General features: G+C 61.9%; 17 protein-coding genes. 11 read left to right on the top strand and 6 right to left on the bottom strand.

The features are described 5' to 3' along the window. Positions 1 to 412: 412 nt before the first annotated feature. Positions 413 to 1,567 carry a hypothetical protein gene (locus FJ404_09990; protein ID MBM3823199.1) on the bottom strand — a complete coding sequence of 385 codons (1,155 nt, stop codon included), beginning with the start codon at positions 1,565 to 1,567 and terminating at the stop codon, positions 413 to 415. A 420-nt stretch (positions 1,568 to 1,987) separates the two neighbouring features. On the opposite strand from FJ404_09990, the gene FJ404_09985 reads away from it, so the two are divergent. The 8 genes from FJ404_09985 to FJ404_09950 all read left to right on the top strand — a co-directional run bounded on the left by FJ404_09985 (position 1,988) and on the right by FJ404_09950 (position 11,708). Next, entirely contained in the window at positions 1,988 to 2,788 is an 801-nt protein-coding gene (locus FJ404_09985) for a histidinol-phosphatase HisJ family protein (GenBank protein ID MBM3823198.1), read from the top strand. Further along, entirely contained in the window at positions 2,658 to 3,854 is a 1,197-nt protein-coding gene (locus tag FJ404_09980) for an NAD(P)/FAD-dependent oxidoreductase (GenBank protein MBM3823197.1), read from the top strand. Before FJ404_09985 ends, FJ404_09980 begins: the two co-directional genes overlap by 131 nt. 349 nt (positions 3,855 to 4,203) lie before the next feature. Continuing rightward, the gene (locus FJ404_09975; GenBank protein ID MBM3823196.1) at positions 4,204 to 4,563 is read left to right on the top strand and encodes a hypothetical protein; all 360 of its coding nucleotides are present in this window, start codon (positions 4,204 to 4,206) and stop codon (positions 4,561 to 4,563) included. Continuing rightward, the gene (locus FJ404_09970; GenBank protein ID MBM3823195.1) at positions 4,560 to 7,949 is read left to right on the top strand and encodes a hypothetical protein; all 3,390 of its coding nucleotides are present in this window, start codon (positions 4,560 to 4,562) and stop codon (positions 7,947 to 7,949) included. Before FJ404_09975 ends, FJ404_09970 begins: the two co-directional genes overlap by 4 nt. Next, entirely contained in the window at positions 7,871 to 8,800 is a 930-nt protein-coding gene (locus FJ404_09965; protein MBM3823194.1) for an outer membrane lipoprotein carrier protein LolA, read from the top strand. Before FJ404_09970 ends, FJ404_09965 begins: the two co-directional genes overlap by 79 nt. Beyond that, complete coding sequence (locus tag FJ404_09960) at positions 8,797 to 9,243, top strand: beta-hydroxyacyl-ACP dehydratase (protein ID MBM3823193.1); 447 nt, start codon at positions 8,797 to 8,799, stop codon at positions 9,241 to 9,243. Before FJ404_09965 ends, FJ404_09960 begins: the two co-directional genes overlap by 4 nt. Positions 9,244 to 9,366: 123 nt before the next feature. After that, positions 9,367 to 10,509: a glycosyltransferase family 4 protein gene (locus FJ404_09955; protein MBM3823192.1), complete on the top strand. Its 1,143-nt coding sequence runs from the start codon at positions 9,367 to 9,369 to the stop codon at positions 10,507 to 10,509. 41 nt (positions 10,510 to 10,550) lie between these two features. After that, entirely contained in the window at positions 10,551 to 11,708 is a 1,158-nt protein-coding gene (locus tag FJ404_09950) for a helix-turn-helix transcriptional regulator (GenBank protein MBM3823191.1), read from the top strand. 58 nt (positions 11,709 to 11,766) lie between these two features. Here FJ404_09950 and FJ404_09945 read toward each other — a convergent pair whose 3' ends face one another. Continuing rightward, positions 11,767 to 12,153, bottom strand: coding sequence for a hypothetical protein (locus FJ404_09945; GenBank protein MBM3823190.1), 387 nt, complete (start codon positions 12,151 to 12,153; stop codon positions 11,767 to 11,769). Positions 12,154 to 12,256: 103 nt separating this feature from the next. On the opposite strand from FJ404_09945, the gene FJ404_09940 reads away from it, so the two are divergent. Together FJ404_09940 and FJ404_09935 are read left to right on the top strand one after the other, a co-directional pair. Next, positions 12,257 to 13,129, top strand: a complete 873-nt coding sequence (locus FJ404_09940) for an alpha/beta hydrolase (protein MBM3823189.1) — start codon at positions 12,257 to 12,259, stop codon at positions 13,127 to 13,129. 208 nt (positions 13,130 to 13,337) lie between these two features. After that, positions 13,338 to 14,651 carry a DUF1552 domain-containing protein gene (locus tag FJ404_09935; GenBank protein ID MBM3823188.1) on the top strand — a complete coding sequence of 438 codons (1,314 nt, stop codon included), beginning with the start codon at positions 13,338 to 13,340 and terminating at the stop codon, positions 14,649 to 14,651. A 9-nt stretch (positions 14,652 to 14,660) separates the two neighbouring features. Here the strand turns inward: FJ404_09935 and FJ404_09930 are convergent, their stop codons facing one another. The 4 genes from FJ404_09930 to FJ404_09915 form a co-directional block, all read right to left on the bottom strand. After that, positions 14,661 to 14,990, bottom strand: coding sequence for a CBS domain-containing protein (locus FJ404_09930; GenBank protein ID MBM3823187.1), 330 nt, complete (start codon positions 14,988 to 14,990; stop codon positions 14,661 to 14,663). A gap of 64 nt (positions 14,991 to 15,054) precedes the next feature. After that, on the bottom strand, positions 15,055 to 16,701 hold the full coding sequence (locus tag FJ404_09925; protein ID MBM3823186.1) for an NAD(P)H-hydrate dehydratase: 1,647 nt from the start codon (positions 16,699 to 16,701) through the stop codon (positions 15,055 to 15,057). Next, positions 16,698 to 17,651, bottom strand: coding sequence for a protein-methionine-sulfoxide reductase catalytic subunit MsrP (gene msrP, locus FJ404_09920; GenBank protein ID MBM3823185.1), 954 nt, complete (start codon positions 17,649 to 17,651; stop codon positions 16,698 to 16,700). The genes FJ404_09925 and msrP overlap by 4 nt, the downstream gene beginning before the upstream one ends. A 45-nt stretch (positions 17,652 to 17,696) precedes the next feature. Further along, positions 17,697 to 18,794, bottom strand: coding sequence for an alanine--glyoxylate aminotransferase family protein (locus FJ404_09915; GenBank protein ID MBM3823184.1), 1,098 nt, complete (start codon positions 18,792 to 18,794; stop codon positions 17,697 to 17,699). A 402-nt stretch (positions 18,795 to 19,196) separates the two neighbouring features. Here FJ404_09915 and FJ404_09910 point away from each other — a divergent pair, with 402 nt between their 5' ends. Further along, positions 19,197 to 20,477, top strand: a complete 1,281-nt coding sequence (locus FJ404_09910; GenBank protein ID MBM3823183.1) for an acetylxylan esterase — start codon at positions 19,197 to 19,199, stop codon at positions 20,475 to 20,477. Positions 20,478 to 20,748 lie beyond the last annotated feature (271 nt).

Here is a 20,748-nt window from a genome sequence, read left to right as displayed (position 1 = left end):
GTGATCGCTCCGGCGCTGAGCCTCCGCAAATTCCTCCGTCGCGGACGGGCGATTGCGCGCGCGTTGCGGGTGATCCGTCCAAACCGCCTGATGCAGATGAGTCGCATGGCAACTATCCTTGCCAGCCCTTAGGTTAATGCTTATGGCCGCGTGCCCTCACGCGGCGTACGGTCGCGGATTCAAGCTCAGTATGAAATACCCGGGCTAGAGCCCCCAGAAAGCTCACCGGGTCTGAACCTTCCTTAAAACGTCGCACCTTCATTGACGCCAACGACTTGCACGCCTAAAACGCCTCAATGGAGGTTGGGGACTCCAACCCAGCCGTTCGCGCAACACGGGCATCAGACCGTTTTCTCTCTCGCCCCGCGAGGCACCAGTGGGGCGAGAGCCGGAGAGAGGGGCATCCTCAGCCTCAGACATCCTGACCTGGGGTGGAATACCCCTTGAACCGCATTCCCGAAACGGAACTCACCACCTCCCAGTCGATCACGAAGCCCGGGGCGGGACTGTTCTGGGCGAACAGGCGGGTGATGCCTTGTTCAATGGGTGCGGCCCTTCCGGCCACGGCGATGGAATCGCGCTCGGGCGCGGGCGGGATTTGGGCGCGGAGTTGGGGTGAGGGGGTTCGGTCCAAGGATCGCCGCTGCCAAAACGCTTGCACCAGAGGGAGTTTCTCCAGTTCTTCCCGGGCGGACTCGATCTCGACGGCTTCGAAGAGAATGGTTCTGCCCTCAATATTGACCAAGCGCTTTGCAACTGGGATGGATCCCGCCAGACGAGGCGCACCCAAGGCAAACGCGCGTCCGGGTCCCATGCTCATCTCGCCAAAGTCGAGGTGTTCATCTTCCAGATCGGGTTCGACTATGGCGGCGCGTTTTTGCGCGTCTTTCTCTTCCTTCAATTTCTGCACCGTCTTCTGGACCGGCGGCAGCTCCAGCCACTCGGTCATCACCTCGATTCGGCATCCCGGTTCTTGGAAATCGATCGGAATGGAAGGCTGTTCATGGAAGATGATGTCCTGCTCAAGTCCTGAGGATTTGTAAGTGTATCTTATCGACGCGTCGATCGTATCAAAGGCGCGATGAAACTGAACTTGGTTGGGAGAGATCAATTCTCCGACGCAATCCTGGACCTCGGCGATGAGTTCACTGGCACCGGTGGTGGGGTTGTAAAGGCTGAGGCCCAGCACATGTCCGCGCAAGCGATGGCCGTCGGGCGTGAGCAGATCGACCGCGCCGGGTTGCTTGGGGTTGTTGGAAAGGATGACTTGGTGAGGGCCGGAGGCAGCCACGGCGTGGCCGTTGACGATCTGAAACTCCTCCATTGTAGGAAGCCATTGGCCTTGGCCGGTGCGAAAATTCAAGCCCGACGCGATTTCCACATAGCCACCCATGAATTCCTGCCCGGTGACAGGATCCTGGATGGGATTGGGATGGAAGCGGTGGTGAGGTCCGGCCGGAGTGCTGGCGTCGTAAGGGACTCGCTGGGGTGGAGATTCGGTGGTTGTGGGGGCGGCAAAAGCCGGTAGGGAAACGGAGAGGAAAGCGAGGAGAGCGAGGGATTTCATAGGAAGAAAGCGGGAAGGCGAGGATCCGAGGCGGAGGGGCGAAGCAGCGTAACGACCAGTCCGATCCGAGCCAGCCGGGCCGGTTAAGCACGGCCCGGGCCGGACAAATTTTGAGCGCTGCAGGCGCACGCCAGTTTTCGTCTGAAGACCTCCCTCTTCCATCTTTCCTTAAGAGTTCCTGCGGGAGGATTAGTGAATGCGGACCCCACCCCCCGCAGAGGATTGCAAGATATTTGATGAAGAAATGCAGCCATTCTCATTTTGACAGGTAGGGCGCGCACTCCGCTGCGCGCCGCTCTTGGACACAGCCGGTCTCGGCGCGCAGCGGAGTGCGCGCCAAACTTTGCTCCAGGCAAAATGAGAACGGCCGCAAAACGCATGAGTTGCGCCCTTCCCAACGGCTCCGGTAGTCTGCCGCCCATGGCTGTGCCTCCCGATTATCACATGCACACCCCGCTTTGCCATCACGCGGTGGGCGAGCCCACCGAGTACGCCGCGAGCGCCAAACGGGCCGGCCTGGAGGAAATCGGAATCTCCGACCACAGCCCCATGATGCGGGATGATTTCGACGATTGGCGCATGAGCCGGGACGATCTCGACCCCTACGTCGAAAAAGTCCGCCGCGCTCAGCGCGATCATCCCGATTTCCGGATCCGCCTCGGCCTCGAAGTCGATTATCTGCCGGGTCACGAGGATTGGATTCGCGAAATCGCCGCCCGTCATCCGTGGGATTACCTGATCGGTTCGGTCCATTACGTTTCCGATTCTTGGGACCTGGACAACCCGAAAAAGCTCTCGGAATGGAAGAAGCGCCCGCCGTTCGAGGTTTGGAGCGCCTACATCAACCGGCTGACGCAGGCCGCCGCGTCCGGCCTGTTCGACTTCATCGGCCACGCCGATTTGTGCAAAAAGTTTTGTTATTACCCGGAGCAGGATTGCACCCCGCTCTTCCGGCATTTCCTGGAAACCGCCAAGCGAGCCGGCGTGGCCATCGAAATCAACACCGCCGGCCTGCGGAAGGATTGCAAAGAGATGTACCCCAGCCCCGCCATCCTGGCCATGGCCGCCGAAATCGGGGTCGGATTGGTTTTTGGATCGGACGCCCACGCGCCCGGGGAAGTGGGCATGGATTGGGCCGCCGCGGTGGAGTTGGCCAGACGGTCGGGCTTCACCCACGCGCTTCGATTTCAGGGACGACGGTCCGAACCCTACGCCCTGTAGCGGAACGCTTGTGCAGGAGGACGCTCCATTTGACGCCGTCGTGATCGGCGGGGGGCCTGCGGGCTCGACGGCCGCTCACTACCTCTCCAAAGCGGGCAAACGAGTCGTGTTGCTGGAGAAAGACCCGTTCCCGCGCTTCCACATCGGGGAATCGCTCCTGCCCTACAACCGCCGCATTTTCGACGAACTGGGTGTTTGGGACACGCTGGTGGCCTCCGGCTTCCCCAGGAAGTGGGGCGCCCAGTTCCACACCTCCAATGGCGCCCAGAAAGCGGCTTTCGATTTTCGGGCCGGACGTTTCAACCGCTATCAGGATGCGCTTCAGGTTGAGAGGTCGCGATTCGACCATCTCCTCCTCCAGGCTTCCGAACGCGCCGGAACCTCCGTGAGACAAGGCTGGCAGGTCACTCGTCTGTCGGAGACCAAGGGTGGCTTCGGGGTCGAATGCCGCCGTCCTGATCAAACGATGGAATCCCTCCGGGCGCGCTTCGTCGTCGATGCCAGCGGCCGCTCGAATTTCTCGGGCAACCAGGAAGGCGCAAAGATTCCCCACCCCCGGCTTCGCAAGCTCTCGATCTTCGGACATTTTTGCGGTGTCCGCCTCGACGAGGGCGAGCGCGCGGGCGACACGGTGATCATCCGGCTTCCTGAGGGCTGGTTTTGGATCATTCCCATCGGCGGGGAGAAGGTCAGCGTGGGCTGTGTTTTCGAGAAGGCAGCCTTCGTCCCGGGATCCCACGCTCCGGCGGAAGCATTCTGGAAACGGGTCGAATCCAGTTCGGTGCTCAAGGAACGGCTGGCCCGCGCGGAGCTTTTAGGCGAGCTCCAGGTGACGACGGACTTTTCGTATCGCAACCGCGGCTTGGTCCGCGGCCGGCTCGTCCGGGTGGGTGACGCGGCGGGCTTCATCGATCCCATTTTTCCTCGGGAGTTTTTCTCGCCATGGATTCCGCTCGCGCCGCGGCTCTCGGCCTCCTCGAGGCGCTGGATCGACCGGATGGATCCCCGGGTCCCGTCTTGCAGCAGTACGAGAAGCGGTTGGGGCAGGCGATGGATTTCTATCTGAAGATGGTGGAGGGGTTCTACACGGTGCCGTTTATGGAAGTGCTGCTGCATCCGCATCCGCGCTGGGGTCTGGCTGCCGCGGTCAATGCGATGCTTGCAGGAGATGTCGAAGCGGGCTGGCCCATTCGCTGGCGGCTCTCGATCTTTTTGCTGCTCGTCCGGCTCCAGCGGCACATACCCATCGCTCCCAAGCTCCAGTTCTGATGGACTCGCAAATCCGTTCTTTCGCTCGTTCAAACCCTCCCGGTTTGCTGGCGATGATCTTGCTCGTTCTGATGTGTCAGACAAATGGGTGCTTCCACGCTCGCCCGTCACCGGCTCGCGCTTCGCCACAATCTTGACCCCTCCGCTTGTTTGGCCAAGCCGCCTGGATGCCGCCCGGCAACACGGAATGGTGGGCGGGCGATCTGGTGGTTTATCTCGACTCGGCAACGGACCGTTCCCTGATCGTCTTCTCGAAGGGCCCGGTAGTCCTCTTCCGTTTTGAAGGCGAGGGCTCGCAGGGACGTTATGTCGTCCCGGCGCGGGGAGTGGTGCGAAGTGCCTCCGGTGCCGCCCTGGATTCCATCCTGCCCTGCCAACTCGCCGCCGCCTGGAAGGACGGCACGCCCGCCGCCGGGTGGACTTGGAGAAAGCCTGGTCCAGACACCTTCGAGCTCGAACGCGCCGCCACGGGTGAAAAACTGCATGGCTATCTCGCTTCGCCATGAGCCGGCGCGCCTCCGCATGTTCTTTGGCGGGTTTGCTCCTGCTGTGCTGGTGGGCGTGGACTCGGGGCCGGCTGGATACCGAGGTGCTTGGGCTCTTGCCCCCGGATTTGGCTTCGGTTCAAGGATTGCGTCTTCACCAGCAACACTTTCAAGCGGACGGGGAAGTGCTGATTCTGCTGGAGCACGAGGACGCCGATCAACTGGAAGCCGCCGCCGAATCGCTCGCGAATCACTTGCGAGCCCGGCCCCGGCTCATCTCGGCCGCCTCCTGGCGTCCCGTGTGGGCTGAGTCCCCTGATCAATGGGCCTCTTGGATCGCTTACGGCTGGTACAATGGACCGCCGGAACCATTACAGACCTTGTTCGACCGGCTGCAGTCACCGCGGTTGGAGGAGTCACTGGCCACGGCACTGAACCGACTCCGCGAATCGGCTTCTCCGGAGGAACTGGCTCGTTTGGGATACGACCCATTGGGACTCGCCCCGTTGACCCGGGAGCAGACGGAGCACCGGCCACGCGGATTGGATGCGTTCTCCGCTTCCGCCGGACAAGTGCGTTGGATTCGCGTGCGAGCGCGGGACGCGTCGCGTGATTACAATTCCGCCGCGTTATGGATCCGGGAACTCCGGGCCGAGATCGAGGATTGGCGCCAGCGGACCGCGGAGTTCGGCGGCATCCGCACTTCGATGACGGGAACCCCGGTGTTCACCGCTGAGATTTCCGAAGTGATGAGGCGCGACATGGCTGGATCCGTCGCCGGCACCACGTTCATCATCGTCCTGCTCTTCGGTTTGGCGCATCGCCGTTGGAAACCCCTGTTGCGATTGGTCGCCCTGCTCGTCCTGACCATGGTGCTCGCCGGAACGGCCGGCGCGATCTGGTTTCAATCTTTGAACGTGGTCAGCCTCGGATTCGCGGCGATTTTGGCCGGCCTGGTTGTGGATTACGGAGTGGTTTTGCAACAGGATTTGGAGCGAGGTTCAACGTCCGCCGAGGCGCGCCGCCGGGTTGGGCCGGGGATCCTTTGGGGCGCGCTGACCACGGCGGTCGCATTTTTCTGCCTGCATTTGAGCGGACTGCCGGGTCTGGGCCAGTTGGGCACGCTGGTGGGCTTCGGAGTTCTCATCGGCGCCGGCGTCATGATCGGGCTCTTTCCCGAAGCCACGCCTCGATGCTTCCAGACCAACTCGAGCGTGAACTTGGCCACCGCCTCGAAGGAGACCGTGCCCGTCAAAGACGCGGGTCAGACCATGAGGGAATGGAGATGGCAAACGATTTCGACGATCCTCTCCGTCGGAGCGCTGCTGGGTTTGCTGGGCGTTCTCGTGGCGCGCGGCTGGCCGCGATTCGATCCATCCACTGACGCCCTGCGCCCATCCGAAGGCGAGGCTTATCGAACCTGGGACCGACTCCGCCAGGCCGCCGCCACGAACATGGCGGAGCCGTATCTCCTCATCGCCCGAGGCGCATCCGATGCGGAAGTTCGGGTGGCGCTGGAAAAAATGTCGGTGGCATTGAAACAAAGCGGTGCGGAAGCTCCAGCCGACACCGTGTTCCCCATCGATTTCTGGCCGAATCCAGCTCACCAAGCTGCGAATCGTGAACGCGTCCGGATGCTTGTTCAACAGAAGGAAGCCCTCGCGGATCTCATCCGCGCCGCCGGATTCACCGAGAAAGCAATTCTGCTGCAGCAGAGCGTCTTTGCCGCCTGGAGCCAGGCGCTGCAAGAGCCACGCTATCATGTGCCGCACGATTCCGTCAGTCAGGAGATCATGTCCCGATTTCGTTCGGCCCCGGACCATGAATCCGTGGCTCTGGCCGTGGCCTGGCCTGCGTCCAAGGTCCACGTGGGGGCTCGCCCCGCTTGGGTAGGCGAGCTCCTGAAGATCCCCGGCTGTCACGTCACGCGTTGGTCGATGCTCGCGGAAGATCTGGCAGGACTCCTTCGTGAAGAACTTTGGCCGGTGCTGACACCGGTCCTGATTTGCGTCCTCGCCGCATTGGGTCTGACGTTTCGTTCCGTGCTTGAGTGGATCCTGAGTGTGATGGCCCTGGCTCTCTCGGTCTTGGCCCTCTTGGGCATGATGCAGGTTGCGGGTTGGTCCTGGAACCTGATGAATTTCATGGCGATTCCTGTGCTGCTCGGTGCGGGAGTCGATTATTCCATCCACATGCTGCTGGCCTTGCGACGTGATGAGGAGCAAGCCGTTTCCGGGTCCGGGAGCCCGGGAGCGGCATCGGAGGGGCCCGATCAGGCGCACGCGCGATCTATGACGAAGGCCGTCTGGTTGTGTGCCGCGACGACCATGGCGGGTTTCGGTTCACTGGCGTGGGCGGAGAATCGCGGACTGGCCAGTCTGGGCAAGCTGTGCTCAGTCGGCATCCTCGGGGCGGCTTCAATCTCCACCCTCTTGATACCTCGCGTCCGGGTTCAGCTTCGCCGCCGCTTCCCCCTGGCCAAGCAGAAGGTCAGACCGCCTTGCTATTATTCAGGATGGGTATGGATCCAGGCCGCACGACTGGCGGCGCGGCTTCCGCGCGTCCTAACCTCGACGGTTCTGAGATCGTTTTGTCGGCTGGATCGAACATGGAACCGGCAAAGATTTGAGAGGGTCCGCCACAATCTCGAACCGCTCTGTGCCGGCGATTTGCGGGAGGCGGAACATCAGGCACGCGCGCTTTACGACCAATTCGCCGAGAAACTGGCGGACCTCCTGCGCTTGGAGGGTGGGCGGGAAAGCATTCCCGCCGCGAGTTGGCATGGCCGGGAACGTTTCGAGGCATCCCTGGCTCAGGGCCGGGGGGTGTTGTTGGTGACGATGCACCTGGGTAATTGGGAGCTGGGAGCGGCATGGCTGGCCGCGGCCGGCCGGGAGGTTTGGGTGGTCACCGCGCCCGAACCGGATCCTCTGTTGACGGCTTGGAGGGAGGCGGCCCGGGCTCGCCGCGGTGTTCGCACTTTCGTTTTAGGGCGGGGCGACTTTGCATTTCTGGAACTGATCGAGAAACTTCGACAAGGCCACTGCGTGGCGCTCTTGCTCGACCGCACGGAGGTCAAGGGCAACAGTGTCGTGACCTGCTGCGGTTCGTCCTTGGCGATTTCTCCGGCCCCAGCGTTGCTTGCGCAAGCCTCGGGATGCGTTGTGTTGCCTGTGGCCGTGGTGCGTGAGGCTTCAGGTTACGCGGTCCATCTCCTTGAATCTCCCGGGATCCATGGCGATGCGTTGGCGTCTCCCTCGGGCCGCCATGGTTTTCTCCAGCAGTTGACGCATTCGTTCGAGCCCCTGCTCAAGCGTTATGCTTCCCAATGGTTCCAATTCGTTCCCGTGTGGGAACGCCAAACTCCCTCCAGCTTGAACTCGCAGGGGGGATCGGACAACCCTTGAGGCGTCACGTGCAAGCCACAACATCACCCGTGGCGCCTTCTGCAGACAGGCGGTCTCCATGGTGGGGCGTGGGGCGGGTTCGCCAACCCAGTGCCTCGCCCACCTCCATGCTCGGCCGCGGGTTCCCGATCCTCGGCCCCCTCGCGAGAGGATTCTATCGGCAATGCATCGTGGTCGTCTTGACCGCATGGCTCGCGCCTTCGACCTTCGCGGCTGCTGCCGTCGAGGCGGCGGAGAAGGTGCGTTGGGAAGAGTGGTGGCAGGCGCAGTCTCAGATCCGCACATGGCAGGCGGAGTTCGTGCAGGTCCGAACATTGGCAACCGTGAGCGTGCCCTTGGAGACGACGGGGCGGGTATGGTACCAGGCGCCTGACTTTTTCAGATGGGAACTGGGAGAACCGGCGAAGACCATTGCCCTGCGGTCGTCCAACACGGTCTGGATCATCTATCCCAAACTGAAACGCGCCGAGCGATATGGCCTTGGTGCCGGCGGTGGATCGGCGTGGGCGCAATTGTCCGCCTTGTTTGAAGCGGGCTTCCCGCAGTCCAAAGCGGACTTGGAAAAGCGATTCCGCCCGATTTCCATGACGCGATCCAACGAACTCAGCCTACTGTTGCTGGCGCCCCGGGCCGCCAGCGCGCGCCGATTCCTGCCGGAACTGCGCTTGGGCTTGGCGGGTGATCCACCCACCCTTTTGTTGACCCTCCTGCGCTTGTCCGACGGCTCCACCATGGAAAACAGATTCCAAAGGCAAACCGTCAACACGGGCTTGCCGCCGTCCGTGCTGGAGTTTCCCTCCCTGGAAGGTTATGCCATTCGGGCCGCCGGCGCCGCGACCTCCGTCCCATGAGATCGCCCCTCGAATCTGCACTGGACGCGCTTCCTCACGGTCCTGAATTCCGATTTGTGGATCGATTGCTCGAATGGGTTCCGGGCCACTCGGGGGTTGGTGCTTACCGGATTCCTGAGACGGCTCCCTATCTGGCGGGGTATTTTCCGAACCGTCCGCTCATGCCCGGCGTGCTGCTCGTGGAATGCGGCGCGCAAGTGGCAGGCGTGGTGGCGCAGCATGATCCTCAGCAGGCTCGGATTCCCAATCTGAAGCTGGCCTCGATCCGTGCCGCCAAGTTTTTAGCCCCTGCTCGGCCCGGAGATTTGCTCCACATTCACGCGGTTGTGCGTGTTCGCATGGGATCTTTGGTGCAAGCCTCCATCCGCATCTGCGTGGGGGAACTCGCCGTGATGGAGGCCGAGTTGGTTCTTGGGGGTGAAGAGATCGGCTCGACGCCATGAGGTGGATGGGGAAGTTCTTCGCCGCTTTGACGAGGCTCACCCGTTTCAGTTCCGAGCCCGTCGCGCGCATCAAAGTCATTGTCACCGGCCCCGCGCCCCTGGGAGCATGGCGGGCGCATTGCTATGGGCCTGCGTGACACACCCGCCCCTGCCTGCACGAGACCTTGGCGAATCATCCACTCGGAAGCCTCGCTGGGCTGGGGTGGAGAGGAAAGGCGCATTTGGGCGGAGTTGGCCGGATTCCGGAAGCGCGGCCATCACGTGGGTATCCTCGCCCCGGAGCAAGCCCGGATCTTCAGCGAAGCAGCTCAGGACGCCATGACGCGTGAGCGGCTGTCCGAGAGGAAGTGGATTTTCCCGTTTGACGTGCTTCGCGCCGCGCGGTTTTTGACGCGTTTCCAAGCCGACATCGTCAATACGCACAGTTCCCGTGACGGCTGGATCGTGGGATTAGCCGCGCGATGGGCGCGCACGCCCCTCGTCATTCGTTCCCGTCACTTTGACGTGCCCGTGCGAAATCCCTGGCTCAGTCAGTATGTTTATCGCACCTTGGCCGATCATCTCATCACCACGAGCCCCAAAGTCGCCGACGATTTCCGGCGGCTTTTCCACCTCCCGCCGGATCGCGTGGATGCCTTGCCGACCGGCGTGGATTTGGCTCGATTTTCCGCGACAGGACCCAAAGCCAGCTTCGATTTCCCCACTTCCGAACGCGGCCCCACCGTGGGCATCATTGGAATCATCCGCCGGGCCAAAGGTCACACCTTTCTCTTCGACGCTTTGAAGCAACTGGCGGACAAGGGACGGGCGATGAACTGCGTGGTGGTTGGGGAAGGCCCGAACCAGCCAGCCGTCGAGGCCCGGGCGCGGGAGTTGAGATTGAGAGACCGGATTCGATTTCTGGGCACCCGGGACGATGTGCCGGAGATCTTGAGAGGGTTGGATGTGCTCGCGATCCCGTCCTTACACGAGGCGATTCCCCAAGTCGGGTTGCAAGCGCTGGCGGTGGGAACACCGGTGGTGGCGAGCCGGGTCGGCGGCCTTCCCTCGATCATTCGAGAAAACGAAACGGGCCGGCTTTGTCCTCCGGGAAACGCGACGGCCTTGGCCGAGATGTTGCAAGCCACCTTCGATCGTCCCGAAGAAACACGCACCTTCAGCGCGAAGGGTCAGCAGATGGTGATGCGCGAGCACACTGTGGAGGTCATGTTGGATCGTTTGGGGCGCATTTATCACCGCTATCTCGACGGGCCTCTCGGACGTTGAGGGTGCATTGCGCGAAGTGGCGGAGCGGACGGGTGCCGGGGATGGCGCCCCCCCAGCAGCCTTCCATACCACCGGACGTTCAGGGTCGCAGCTTGAGCCGGTTCTTGCGGATGCTTGCGGCCAAAAATGAAAATTGCCGCGCTTGCCAACGAGTCCATCCCCCGGGAGACTTCATCTCAACAACGTACTCGGGGTGTATTGAACTGAAAGCGGCGGGTTCCAAATCAAGCACGACCGGCAAGGCGCGCGACGCTCGCAAGTCGGACGCCTCCCAGTCCCCTTTCTCGGAGGTCGAAGCCTGGAGATCGGCCGGACCCGGCTGGCAGCCGATTTACGGCAGTTTCCATGGCACCGGATTCAGCTTCGAATGGCACGATTTCACCCCGAAATCCGATTTCGATTGGGCGGCGACCTTCCATCCCGGTTCGCTGGAACTTTGCCTGAACTTCTCTGGCACAGGGGTCGTTTTCACCTCCGGCGGAGAGTGCCGGTTCGATCCTCCATCCGCCGGATTCTATCGCACGGCGGGGCAGAAATCGAGAGCCACGCGGCTGGGAGGCCAGCACCATCAGTTTCTCACCATTGAATACTCGAGACCCTTCCTCAACCAATCCCTGCCAGGATTAAGCGCCTCCCTTCACCCCATCGCGAGAGATCTGATGGAGGACCGGCCCGCCGGCGAACCTTGCGTGGCAGTGACCCGGCTGGCGCAACCCGCCCGCCTGATGGTCGAATCCCTGCGGCATCCGCCCGTGTCCGCCTCGGTCCATCCGATCTGGTATCAATGCAAGGCGATCGAATTGGCGGTCACCTTTCTGGTTCAACCCCCGGAGGGAGAAGAATTCTTTTGCACCCGCCAGCAACGACTGGCCCAGGAACGCGTGGAACTCGTCGCTTTTTTGCTCAAACAGAACCTCGTGGAACCGCCGCCCCTGGAGGAACTCGGGCGCAAAATCGGATGCAGCCACTTTTACCTGAGCCGGATATTCTCGGCGCAAACCGGCCAGACCATCTCGCAGTATCTGCGCGATTTGCGTTTGGAGAAGGCGGCGGAACTGTTGCGCCAAGGGGAACACAATGTCACCGAAGCGGCGATGGAAGTCGGCTACTCAAGCCTCAGCCATTTCAGCCAGGCCTTTCACGAGAAATTCGGATGCTGCCCCGGTCTCTATCCGGTCCGCACCTCATCTCAAAAATGAACCGAGCCGCGAAGCGCGGATCGAAACCCCCGCCCCGCCCGTCTCGAACTTCCGAAATTCATCGAGTGGTGCTCAAGCGATAGACCCGGGCTGGCGAGGCCACTTGATCCACGATCACGAAATGGTTTCGAAATGGAAAGGCCGGCAGCTCGAACAAACTGAACCATGTCGCCTCCGACCGATCGGGGCGGAATCGCAGTGCGTCATCCGAATACTGCAGGGCGTAATTCAAGTCCGGGAGGGTGTCGAAGTGAATGGTCACCGCGTCCGGACCCAACCGCTCAATCTTGTCGATGCGCGGAACCTCATCCGACCCCAGGGCGAGACCCAGCACCGCAAGGCTGAGAGCTGCCGCCGCACGGAGTGACGCGCTGCGAACTCGCCAGGATCGCGTGGCGGTCTTCCCGGAGTGAGTTTGAATCTGCCTGGACTGTGGAAAATGCATGATCACCACGGAGCGGGAGCTTAGGAATCGAGCCCACGAAAAGCAAAGTCCGAAGCGTTCATTTGGGATTGGCCGCCGCGATCGCCCGGGCTTCAATGGCGGCATGAAATTCCCAGCCTGCTTCTATTCCTTTCCTTTGGCCGCATCATTGATCCTGTCAGGCCGGGCTGGGAACATGACCTTCGCCGAAGCAACGCCGGGGACCGCGACATCCGCCCCGCCTCCCGCGCGCAAGCTGCCTCCGCCGCGATTGGAACTGCCCCGGGTGGATTTGACGATCGACGGACGACCCGCCTTTCTTTTCCTTCCCCCGGAGTCCCAGCGGCGCAGCCCGCAGCCTTGGATTTTTTACGCCCCGACATTACCGGCTTATCCCGACGAAGCGGAACGTTGGATGCACGAACAATTCCTGGCCGCCGGGGTCGCCGTGGCCGGCGTGGACGTGGGCGAGGCCTACGGAAGTCCCGCCAGCCATCGCGCCTTCGACGCGCTTTACGATGAACTCACTCTCCGGCGTGGATTTGCACGCAAGTCTTGCCTCTTCGGGCGAAGCCGCGGAGGACTTTGGGTGAGCAGCTGGGCGTTGCATCGGCCCGACCGTGTGGCGGGCATCATCGGGATCTATCCGGTTTACGATTTCCGCACTTATCCGGGCGTCACGAATGCCGCACCCGCCTACGGCTTCACTCCAGCCGAACTCACGCGTCGGGTGGCGGAGTTCAATCCCATCGCCCGGGCTGGAGTGCTGGCGCGCGCCCGCATCCCTTTTGCTCTGATTCATGGCGACGATGACAAGGTGGTACCTCTGCGGGATAACTCGGAAGCCCTGCGGGAGGCTTACCAACAGCTTGGCGTGGGTGAACTGGTGCGCCTCATCGTCCTGCCCGGGCAGGGGCACAGCTTCCACGAACCTTACTTTCGCTCCCGCGAACTGGTCGATTTCGCCATCGAACGTTCGAAAGCAGGCGCTCGCTAGTGGGCTGTTCATGAATTGGGTGGGCATTTGTTGCGCCGCTTGGGCGGTTCTGGCTCGGCGCGACGAGGGAGCATACCCGCCAGCGGTCTGTGACCGAGGAGCAGCAACGCCAGAACCGCCCAAGCGGCGTGAACGCCCCGGCGCTGGTGCGCGTATCACCGGGAATCAAGGCTTCCCATTTTCCGGGCGGATACGATAAAGTCCCCCCATGAGCCCTCAACTTGGATACCGATTTTCCCGCCGCACCTTTCTGCGTGGGGTGGGCGTGACGATGGCCTTGCCGTGGATGGAGTCGCTGCCGGTGTGGGGCGACGTGACGGCAGGATCCCGCGCCGCCAGCGGGCCGCCCACGCGGCTGGCGGTCCTTTTCGCGGGGAACGGATTCCACTCCAAGGAATGGTGGGCCCGCGGCTCCGGAGAAACCATGGAACTGGGCGCGGTGTTGAAACCGCTCGAGCCGTTTAAGAGAAAATCGCTGCTCGTCACCGGCCTCTACAACGAGGAAGCGCTCAAGGGAAACATCCACAGCTCGCAAACGGGGAATCTGCTCTCTGGCGCGCCCCTGGCCTCCGGCGGAGAAATCAAGTCGGGTACGAGTTTCGACCAGGTATTGGCCCAAAAGATCGGGCATCAAACCAAGGTTCCCAGCCTCGTCCTGGCTTGTGAGAAAGCCAATTCCTCGGTTCACAAGAACTATTCGATGATTTACAGCTCCCACATTTCGTGGAGCTCGCCGACCACGCCCACGCCGCTTGAATTGTATCCCGCCCTCGCTTTTGACCGCCTGTTCCGCTCGGGATCGAGCCAGGGCGACAAAAGCGTGTTGGACGCGGTCTTGACCGAAGCTTCCAGCTTGCGCGGCAAACTGGGTTATTCCGATCGGGGCAAACTCGACGAATACCTGGCCTCCGTCCGTGAGGTGGAACAGCGCATCGAAACCGCCGGCAAGGAACGCAAATTGCAGGGATGGCGTCCCGCATCGGCCGAGCCCAACATCCCGCGTCCGCCCGATGGCATTCCCCAGGATATCGACGAGCACATGCGGTTGATGTGCGATATCCTGGTCTTGGCCTTTCAGACCGACACCACGCGGTTCTGCAGCTTGAAACTCAACAACGACCATTCCTCGCTGCGTTTCCCAAAACTGGGGGTGGACTACATGATTCACCACTTGCTTTCGCACAGCGACACGGCGGATTGGCTCAAGGTCAATCAATTCTTCGTGGAACAGATGGCCTACATCGCTCGGAAGTTGGACTCGATCCAGGAAGGGGAGCGAACCGCTCTGGACAATACGCTGCTCATGATGTGTTCCAGCATGCTCACCGGAAGCCACGACGCGACGCAACTCCCCGTCATGATGGTGGGAGGAGCGGGTGGAAGATTGCAGACCGGGCGCGTTCTCGATTACCGGGGCAAACCCAACCGCAAAATGTGCAGCCTGTTCCTATCGCTCATGGACAAATTCGAGGTTCGTCTCGATCGTTTTGGCGATTCGGAAGCGCGGCTGGCCGAGATCTGACCGATCCTGTTACCCGGGATATTGGCCCGAGATGTAGTGCTCCAACTGGTCGATGGCGCTCCCCTGCGCGTTAATCAGCCAGTTGACGAGGTCGCCGATGGAAACCACGCCGAGCACTTCGTCCCCGGCGAGAACCGGCAAGTGTCGAACCTTGTGCGCGGTCATCAAGCGCATGCATTCCTCCACAGTGTGCTCCGGCGAGGCGTGGATCACGGGCGAGCTCACGATTTCGCGCACGGACGGTTGCCGGGACGGATCACGGCGCAGTGGGTCACCTGGGTGGGCGCGAAGTGGTGTCCGTGGCCTTGATGACTCCCGTGCCCCGCAGCACGCCTCCAGTCAATTCCAGCATACCCGCGCCACTCGCACGTGTTTCCGAGTGGGAAGAGCGTCCGTGGAAAGGCTATTTCTTCTTGGAAGCCTGTTGGCTGGCGATGGCCTGGTTTTTCTTTTGCGTCGCAACGTTGGCCTTCACCTGCTTTTGCGAGGCTTTCTTCTGATTCGATTTCGGAGATTTATCGCCCAGGAGCTTGATGCGGTTTCGGAATTGTGACGCCCCGCCATGTTCGTTTCGCCGGGGCGGACCGCAACCTGACGTCTCCGGACGTTTTTGGAAATCAAAGGCTGGATCTTTCCCAAGCACGCCGGCTCCCAAAATCGCCAAGTCCTCGGCGATCCAATGCGGACGAACTTGATCCAAAAGATCCGCGCGGCGGCCATGTTCCCACGCGGCAAAAGCCGCCAGCTTGAACAAATCGCCGCGGGCTTCCCGTTGCGCCAGCAATCCGCCCGCCATGCCCGCCAGCACGTCTCCCGTGCCGCCTTGAGCCATCGAGGGCGATCCAGTTCCATTGATGCCCAGGCTGCCGGTGGTTCGCCCGATCAAAGTGTGGCGGCCTTTGAGGATCACCCAACTTTGGCCAAAAGTTTTTGAAACCTCTCGCAAAGTTTCAGGCCTCCCTCCCTGCACCTCCCCAGCCGTGATGCCGATCAACCGCCCTGCTTCACCAGGATGGGGAGTGAGAAGGCGGGGCTCGCGGCTCTCGACCCTCCCCTGCGGCAGCCAGGCAAGAGCGCTGGCATCCACCACCATGGGCAAATCAAGGCGCTGCCAACAGCGCGCAATCGCTTCCTGAAGAATCTCACACTCGGGCGCAGCCAGCCCCGGTCCCACAACCAAACTCGTCGCCGAGGCAGGGATGGAGTCCACCCCCTTCCACAGACCCACCAGCGGCGCAGCCATCTGCGCCGCCACGGCGGAGTAGACGGATGGAAGCGTCAGCACAGTCACCAACCCTGGTCGCATCGAAAGGGCACCACGCGCCGCCAACACGGCGGCACCATGGTATCCCAGGCTCCCGGCCAAGATGACCGCATGCCCGTGGCTGCCCTTGTGCGAAGAAGAGGCCCTTTGCGGAGGATATCCCGCGAAATCTCTTTCCTCCAGCCAGACGGGCGCGCCCGTCGCAGGCACGGGCGGCTCGATCAATCCCACACCATTGAGCACTTCAAGCCGTCCGACCCACGGCGAAGCAGCCTCCACGATCAAACCCGGCTTCGGCGCGCCCACCGTCAGTGTGTGCGTCGCGTGAATGGCCTCTCCCAGCGGTTGACCGCTGTCAGCATCCAATCCCGAGGGGACGTCCATCGCGGCCACCGGCCATTCGCAGGCGTTGACCGCCTCGATGATCCGCCGCCAAGCGCCGTCCAGCGGACGGTTCAACCCGATGCCGAAGAGACCATCGACAACCCAGCGGCGGGGCGAGCGCAAAGCCAAGCGGACGCAATCGAAGACCGCGGAGGGATCACGAACGGTGATGATTTCCACATCGCGATCGGCCAGCACCGGCACGGCGGCACGGACGTCGTCCCCGTTGTGGCCGGGCCCGGCCAGGAGCAGAATGGAATCTCTGGCGCGGCTGTGTTCCGCGAGCCAGCGCGCCAGGCGCCAGCCCACTCGTTGAATGACGGATTGAACGTTGCGGCCCGCGGCCCAGGAGTCGCGCTCCCATGCGCGCATCGCATCCCGGCTCAATACCGGCAGGCTCACGCCTTGGAGTACAGCTTGGCGACGTGGGAGCCGTAGCCGTTGTAAAGCTGGGTTTTTACACGGTCGCCCGAATCGATCATCCGTTCGGTGGCTTGAGACCAGCGCGGATGTGGCACCCCGGGATCGACGTTCGACTCGAACGGATACTCCTCCGGGGCCAGGGATTCCCAGAGGGTCTTGGGCTGTTGCGCGGTGAATTCGATTTTGACGATCGATTTCCCGCTCTTGAATCCATACTTCCAAGGCACCACGAGCCGAATCGGAGCTCCATGCTGTTTGGGCATCGGTTTGCCATAGATGCCGGTGGCCATGATCGTCAGAGGATGCATGGCCTCATCGAGACGCAACCCCTCGGTGTAAGGCCAAGGATACTGGGGCATGTTCAGGAACCCCGGGGCCTGATCCGGTTTCATGAAGGTCACGAACTTGACAAACTTGGCCTCCGGCTTCGGCTTGGCCTTCTCGATGAGTTTGGAAAGCTGGAACCCCGTCCAGGGCACAATCATGGCCCAGGCTTCCACGCAGCGGAACCGGTAAATTCGCTCCTCAACGCCATGCAAGCTCGCCCATTCCATGGCGTCCATTTTCATGGGGTTCTCGCAGAGCCCCGTGACTTCAAGCGGCCATGGCTCCGTGACAAACTTGCCGACCAGCCGGTGAACGCGATCCTTGGAAGTGGTGAATTCGTAGAAGTTGTTGTAGGTCGCCGCCACCTTCTCGTCGGTGAGGGTCCACTTGGGATTGAAGTCCGGATTGCGCGTCGCGGGATACTTCAACCCGCCTCCCGCCGGCTGGGCGGCCCATCCCTGGGCACCAAGGCCGAGGACCGCGAGCCCGCCCCCAGCGAAGCCGAACTGACGGAGAAACTCGCGGCGCTTGGTGTAAGTTCCTTCGGGCGTGACCAGTCTTTCCGGAAGATTAAAGGCGGAACGCTTGAGGATCTGGAACATGCCCTTAAGAAAGGCGAAGGACGCCTCACGCGCAAGGGCAATTCTTCATCCAAGCGCCTTCATGGTGTCGTCCAGCGCCGCATAAAGCGGTTCCATGGACGCGTCGGTTTCATCGCCCATGCTGGAAATGCGAAAAGTCGTGCCCTTGATCTTTCCGTATCCCCCGTCGATCAGGAATCCGCGATCCTTCACCAACTTCTGGAGTTTGGCCACGTCCACTTCGCGCCCGCCCGTTCCCGGACGCGCGCCATTGTTCACACAAGTCAGCGTCAAAGACTCGAATCCCTTTTCGGGAAACAGCGTGAAGCCATGCTTCTCCGCCCAGGAACGCGTTTTCAGCGCCAGCCTTTCGTGACGCGCGAACCGGTTGGGCACTCCCTCCGCGAAGATGTCCTCCAGTTTCGACGCCAGCGCATAGACATGCCCAATGCTGGGCGTGCTGGGCGTCATGTGTTGCTCGGCATTTTTTTGAAACTCCACAAAATCGAAGTAGTAGCCCCGATCCTTGACCGTGGCCGACTTGGCCAGGGCGGCGGGCGAGCAGGCGAAGACGGCCAGGCCAGGAGGAAGCGCGAAGGCTTTCTGGGTGCCCGCCAAAAGCACATCGATACCCAAGGCATCGAAATCGACTTTCACCGCGCTCAACGAGCTGACGGCATCCACGATAAACATGACGTCGGGATACTTTTTCTTGAGCGCCGCGATCTCGGCGAGCGGGCTCATGACGCCGGTGGAGGTTTCGTTGTGAATCAGGGTCAAGGCATCGAACTGGCCGGTGGCCAGTTTGGCGTCGATGAGCTCGGCGCGAATCGGCGATCCCCAGGGCACCTGCAGCCCTTCCGCCGACTTGCCGCAACGCTGGGAAACGTCGAGCCACTTGTCGGAGAACGCGCCGCACATGCAATTCAACACCTTGCGGGTGGTCAAATTGCGAATGGCCCCCTCCATGACGCCCCAGGCGGAAGAGGTGCTGAGATAGACGAGCTGCCGCGTGTGGAAAAGAGCCTGGAGCTGAGGCTGAATCCTGGCGTATAAATCCTTAAACCCTTGGCCGCGATGACCGATCATCGGCGATCGAAAAGCATGGAATGTCTTGTCACTGACCTCGACGGGCCCGGGGATGTGGAGCTTGACGTGTGCCATAGAGAATAAACTACAGGGCCGGGACTGTTCCACATCCACCGGCATGCGGGCAAGAATGCGTTTTGGAAGCCACATCGGAACGATGCATCCCGAAGTTGCCGGACCGCGCCTTTCACGCCGCTTCCGCTCGCGCCAGCCCGCCGCGGCGATCTTCTCCCGCTCGATGGCCCGCCAGGGATCGATGCGCCGTTGCCTTTGGAAAACATGTGAGCCTAGCCAGCATATTTCACACTCGGCTTGAATGTGAAGCGCTCACCATCGAGTTTCTGCAATGCGGGTTAGATCAAACCGCGCTCCGGCGCAGCCGCGCGCATCACCGACAACCTGTGGATGCACGGACGTCTGAACGGTTACGCCCTCGAATCCGACACACGAAATGATTAGTCCCAGCCTTTGACCTATATGAATGCTCTCCTCCATGCCAGCCTTACCGGACTCGCCGTTCTGATCCAGGCCGCGGCCGCAACCAACTACGACGAATCCAAAGTCCCGCCCTATCGTTTGCCCGAACTCCTCGCCGCGGAGGACGGCACCCGCGTCACCCATGAAGCCGATTGGCGAAACCGCCGGCGGCCCGAGCTGTTGTCGCTTTTCGAAAAGCACATCTATGGAACCGCCCCCGGACGGCCCGCCACACTCTCCTGGAAAACCGGGCTTACAGACACCAACGCACTCGGCGGCCTCGCCACACGCAAAGAAATCGCCGTCTTCCTGGACGGGCGTCCGGACGGACCGCGTCTGGATCTCTTGCTTTACCTCCCCAATGGTGCCGTCTCTCCCGCACCCGCCTTTCTCGGACTCAATTATTATGGGAATCAGAGCGTGCATTCCGACCCCCGCATCACCGCTTCCTCACGATGGATGAGGCCCGCCCGGAAAATGGGCATTGAAAATCATCGCGCGACCGAAGCCACGCGTGGAAAACACGCTTCGCGCTGGCCTCTCGAACGGGCACTCAGCCGGGGCTACGCCGTAGCCACGTACTATTATGGGGACATCGAACCGGACCACCGCGACGGGTGGAAGGACGGTATCCGCGGGTTCTATGCCAGCAAGTCGGGGCGCGATCCCGGACCGGAAGACTGGGGCGCCATCGCGGCTTGGGCCTGGGGGTTGAGTCGGTCGCTCGACGTGCTGGAATCCGAACCCCGAATCGATTCCAAGAAAGTCGTGGTTTTCGGACATTCCCGCCACGGTAAGACGGCACTTTGGGCGGGAGCGCGGGACGAGCGATTCGCGATCACGATCTCGAACGACTCGGGTGAGGGCGGCGCCTCTCTGGCCCGCCGTGAGTACGGGGAACGCGTGCGCGACTTGGTGCGCGCAGTGCCCTATTGGTTCTGCGGCAACTACGCTCGCTTCACGGATCAGGAGCACCAGATGCCGGTGGACGCGCACCAACTGATCGCGCTGACGGCGCCGCGTCCAGCCTATGTGGCCAGCGCGACGGAGGATCGCTGGGCGGATCCCTTGGGCGAGTTCCTCGCCGCCGTGCATGCTTCGCCGGCATGGCGGCTCTTCGGAAAAACGGGACTGGTGGAGACAAACCCACCCGCGCCGGACCAGTCCGTGGGGGCAAGCGTGGGCTACCACCAGCGCACGGGCGCCCATGACATCACCGCCTTCGACTGGAAACTGTTCCTCGACTTCGCCGACCGGCATTTCGGGCGAACATCGAAGTAACCGAGGGTGCGTTTCGCCGTGAACCCCGAAGTGGTCTGTCGTGTGGCGCAGGCTGCCGTATCGCCGAATGTCAGTCGGCCCGGCGGGTGAAGAACGAGGCGCTTCCATGCTCTCCACACGCCGGGTTCCCTTCGTCGCCCCGCAGGCTGGGCAGCCTGCGAAAAAGCAGACAATGCTGTCTGCATTACCACGACAACCCAGTCACCGACAATCTCTTGATGCACCGTGCGTTTCGCACCCGTGCATCCCGATGTTGTTGGTAGGGCGGGCC

The organism is Verrucomicrobiota bacterium (genome assembly GCA_016871495.1).
In the GTDB taxonomy this organism is placed as follows: domain Bacteria; phylum Verrucomicrobiota; class Verrucomicrobiia; order Limisphaerales; family VHDF01; genus VHDF01.
Note: the sequence above shows the minus strand (reverse complement) of the source record. Positions and strands in the feature narration are given on the sequence as shown.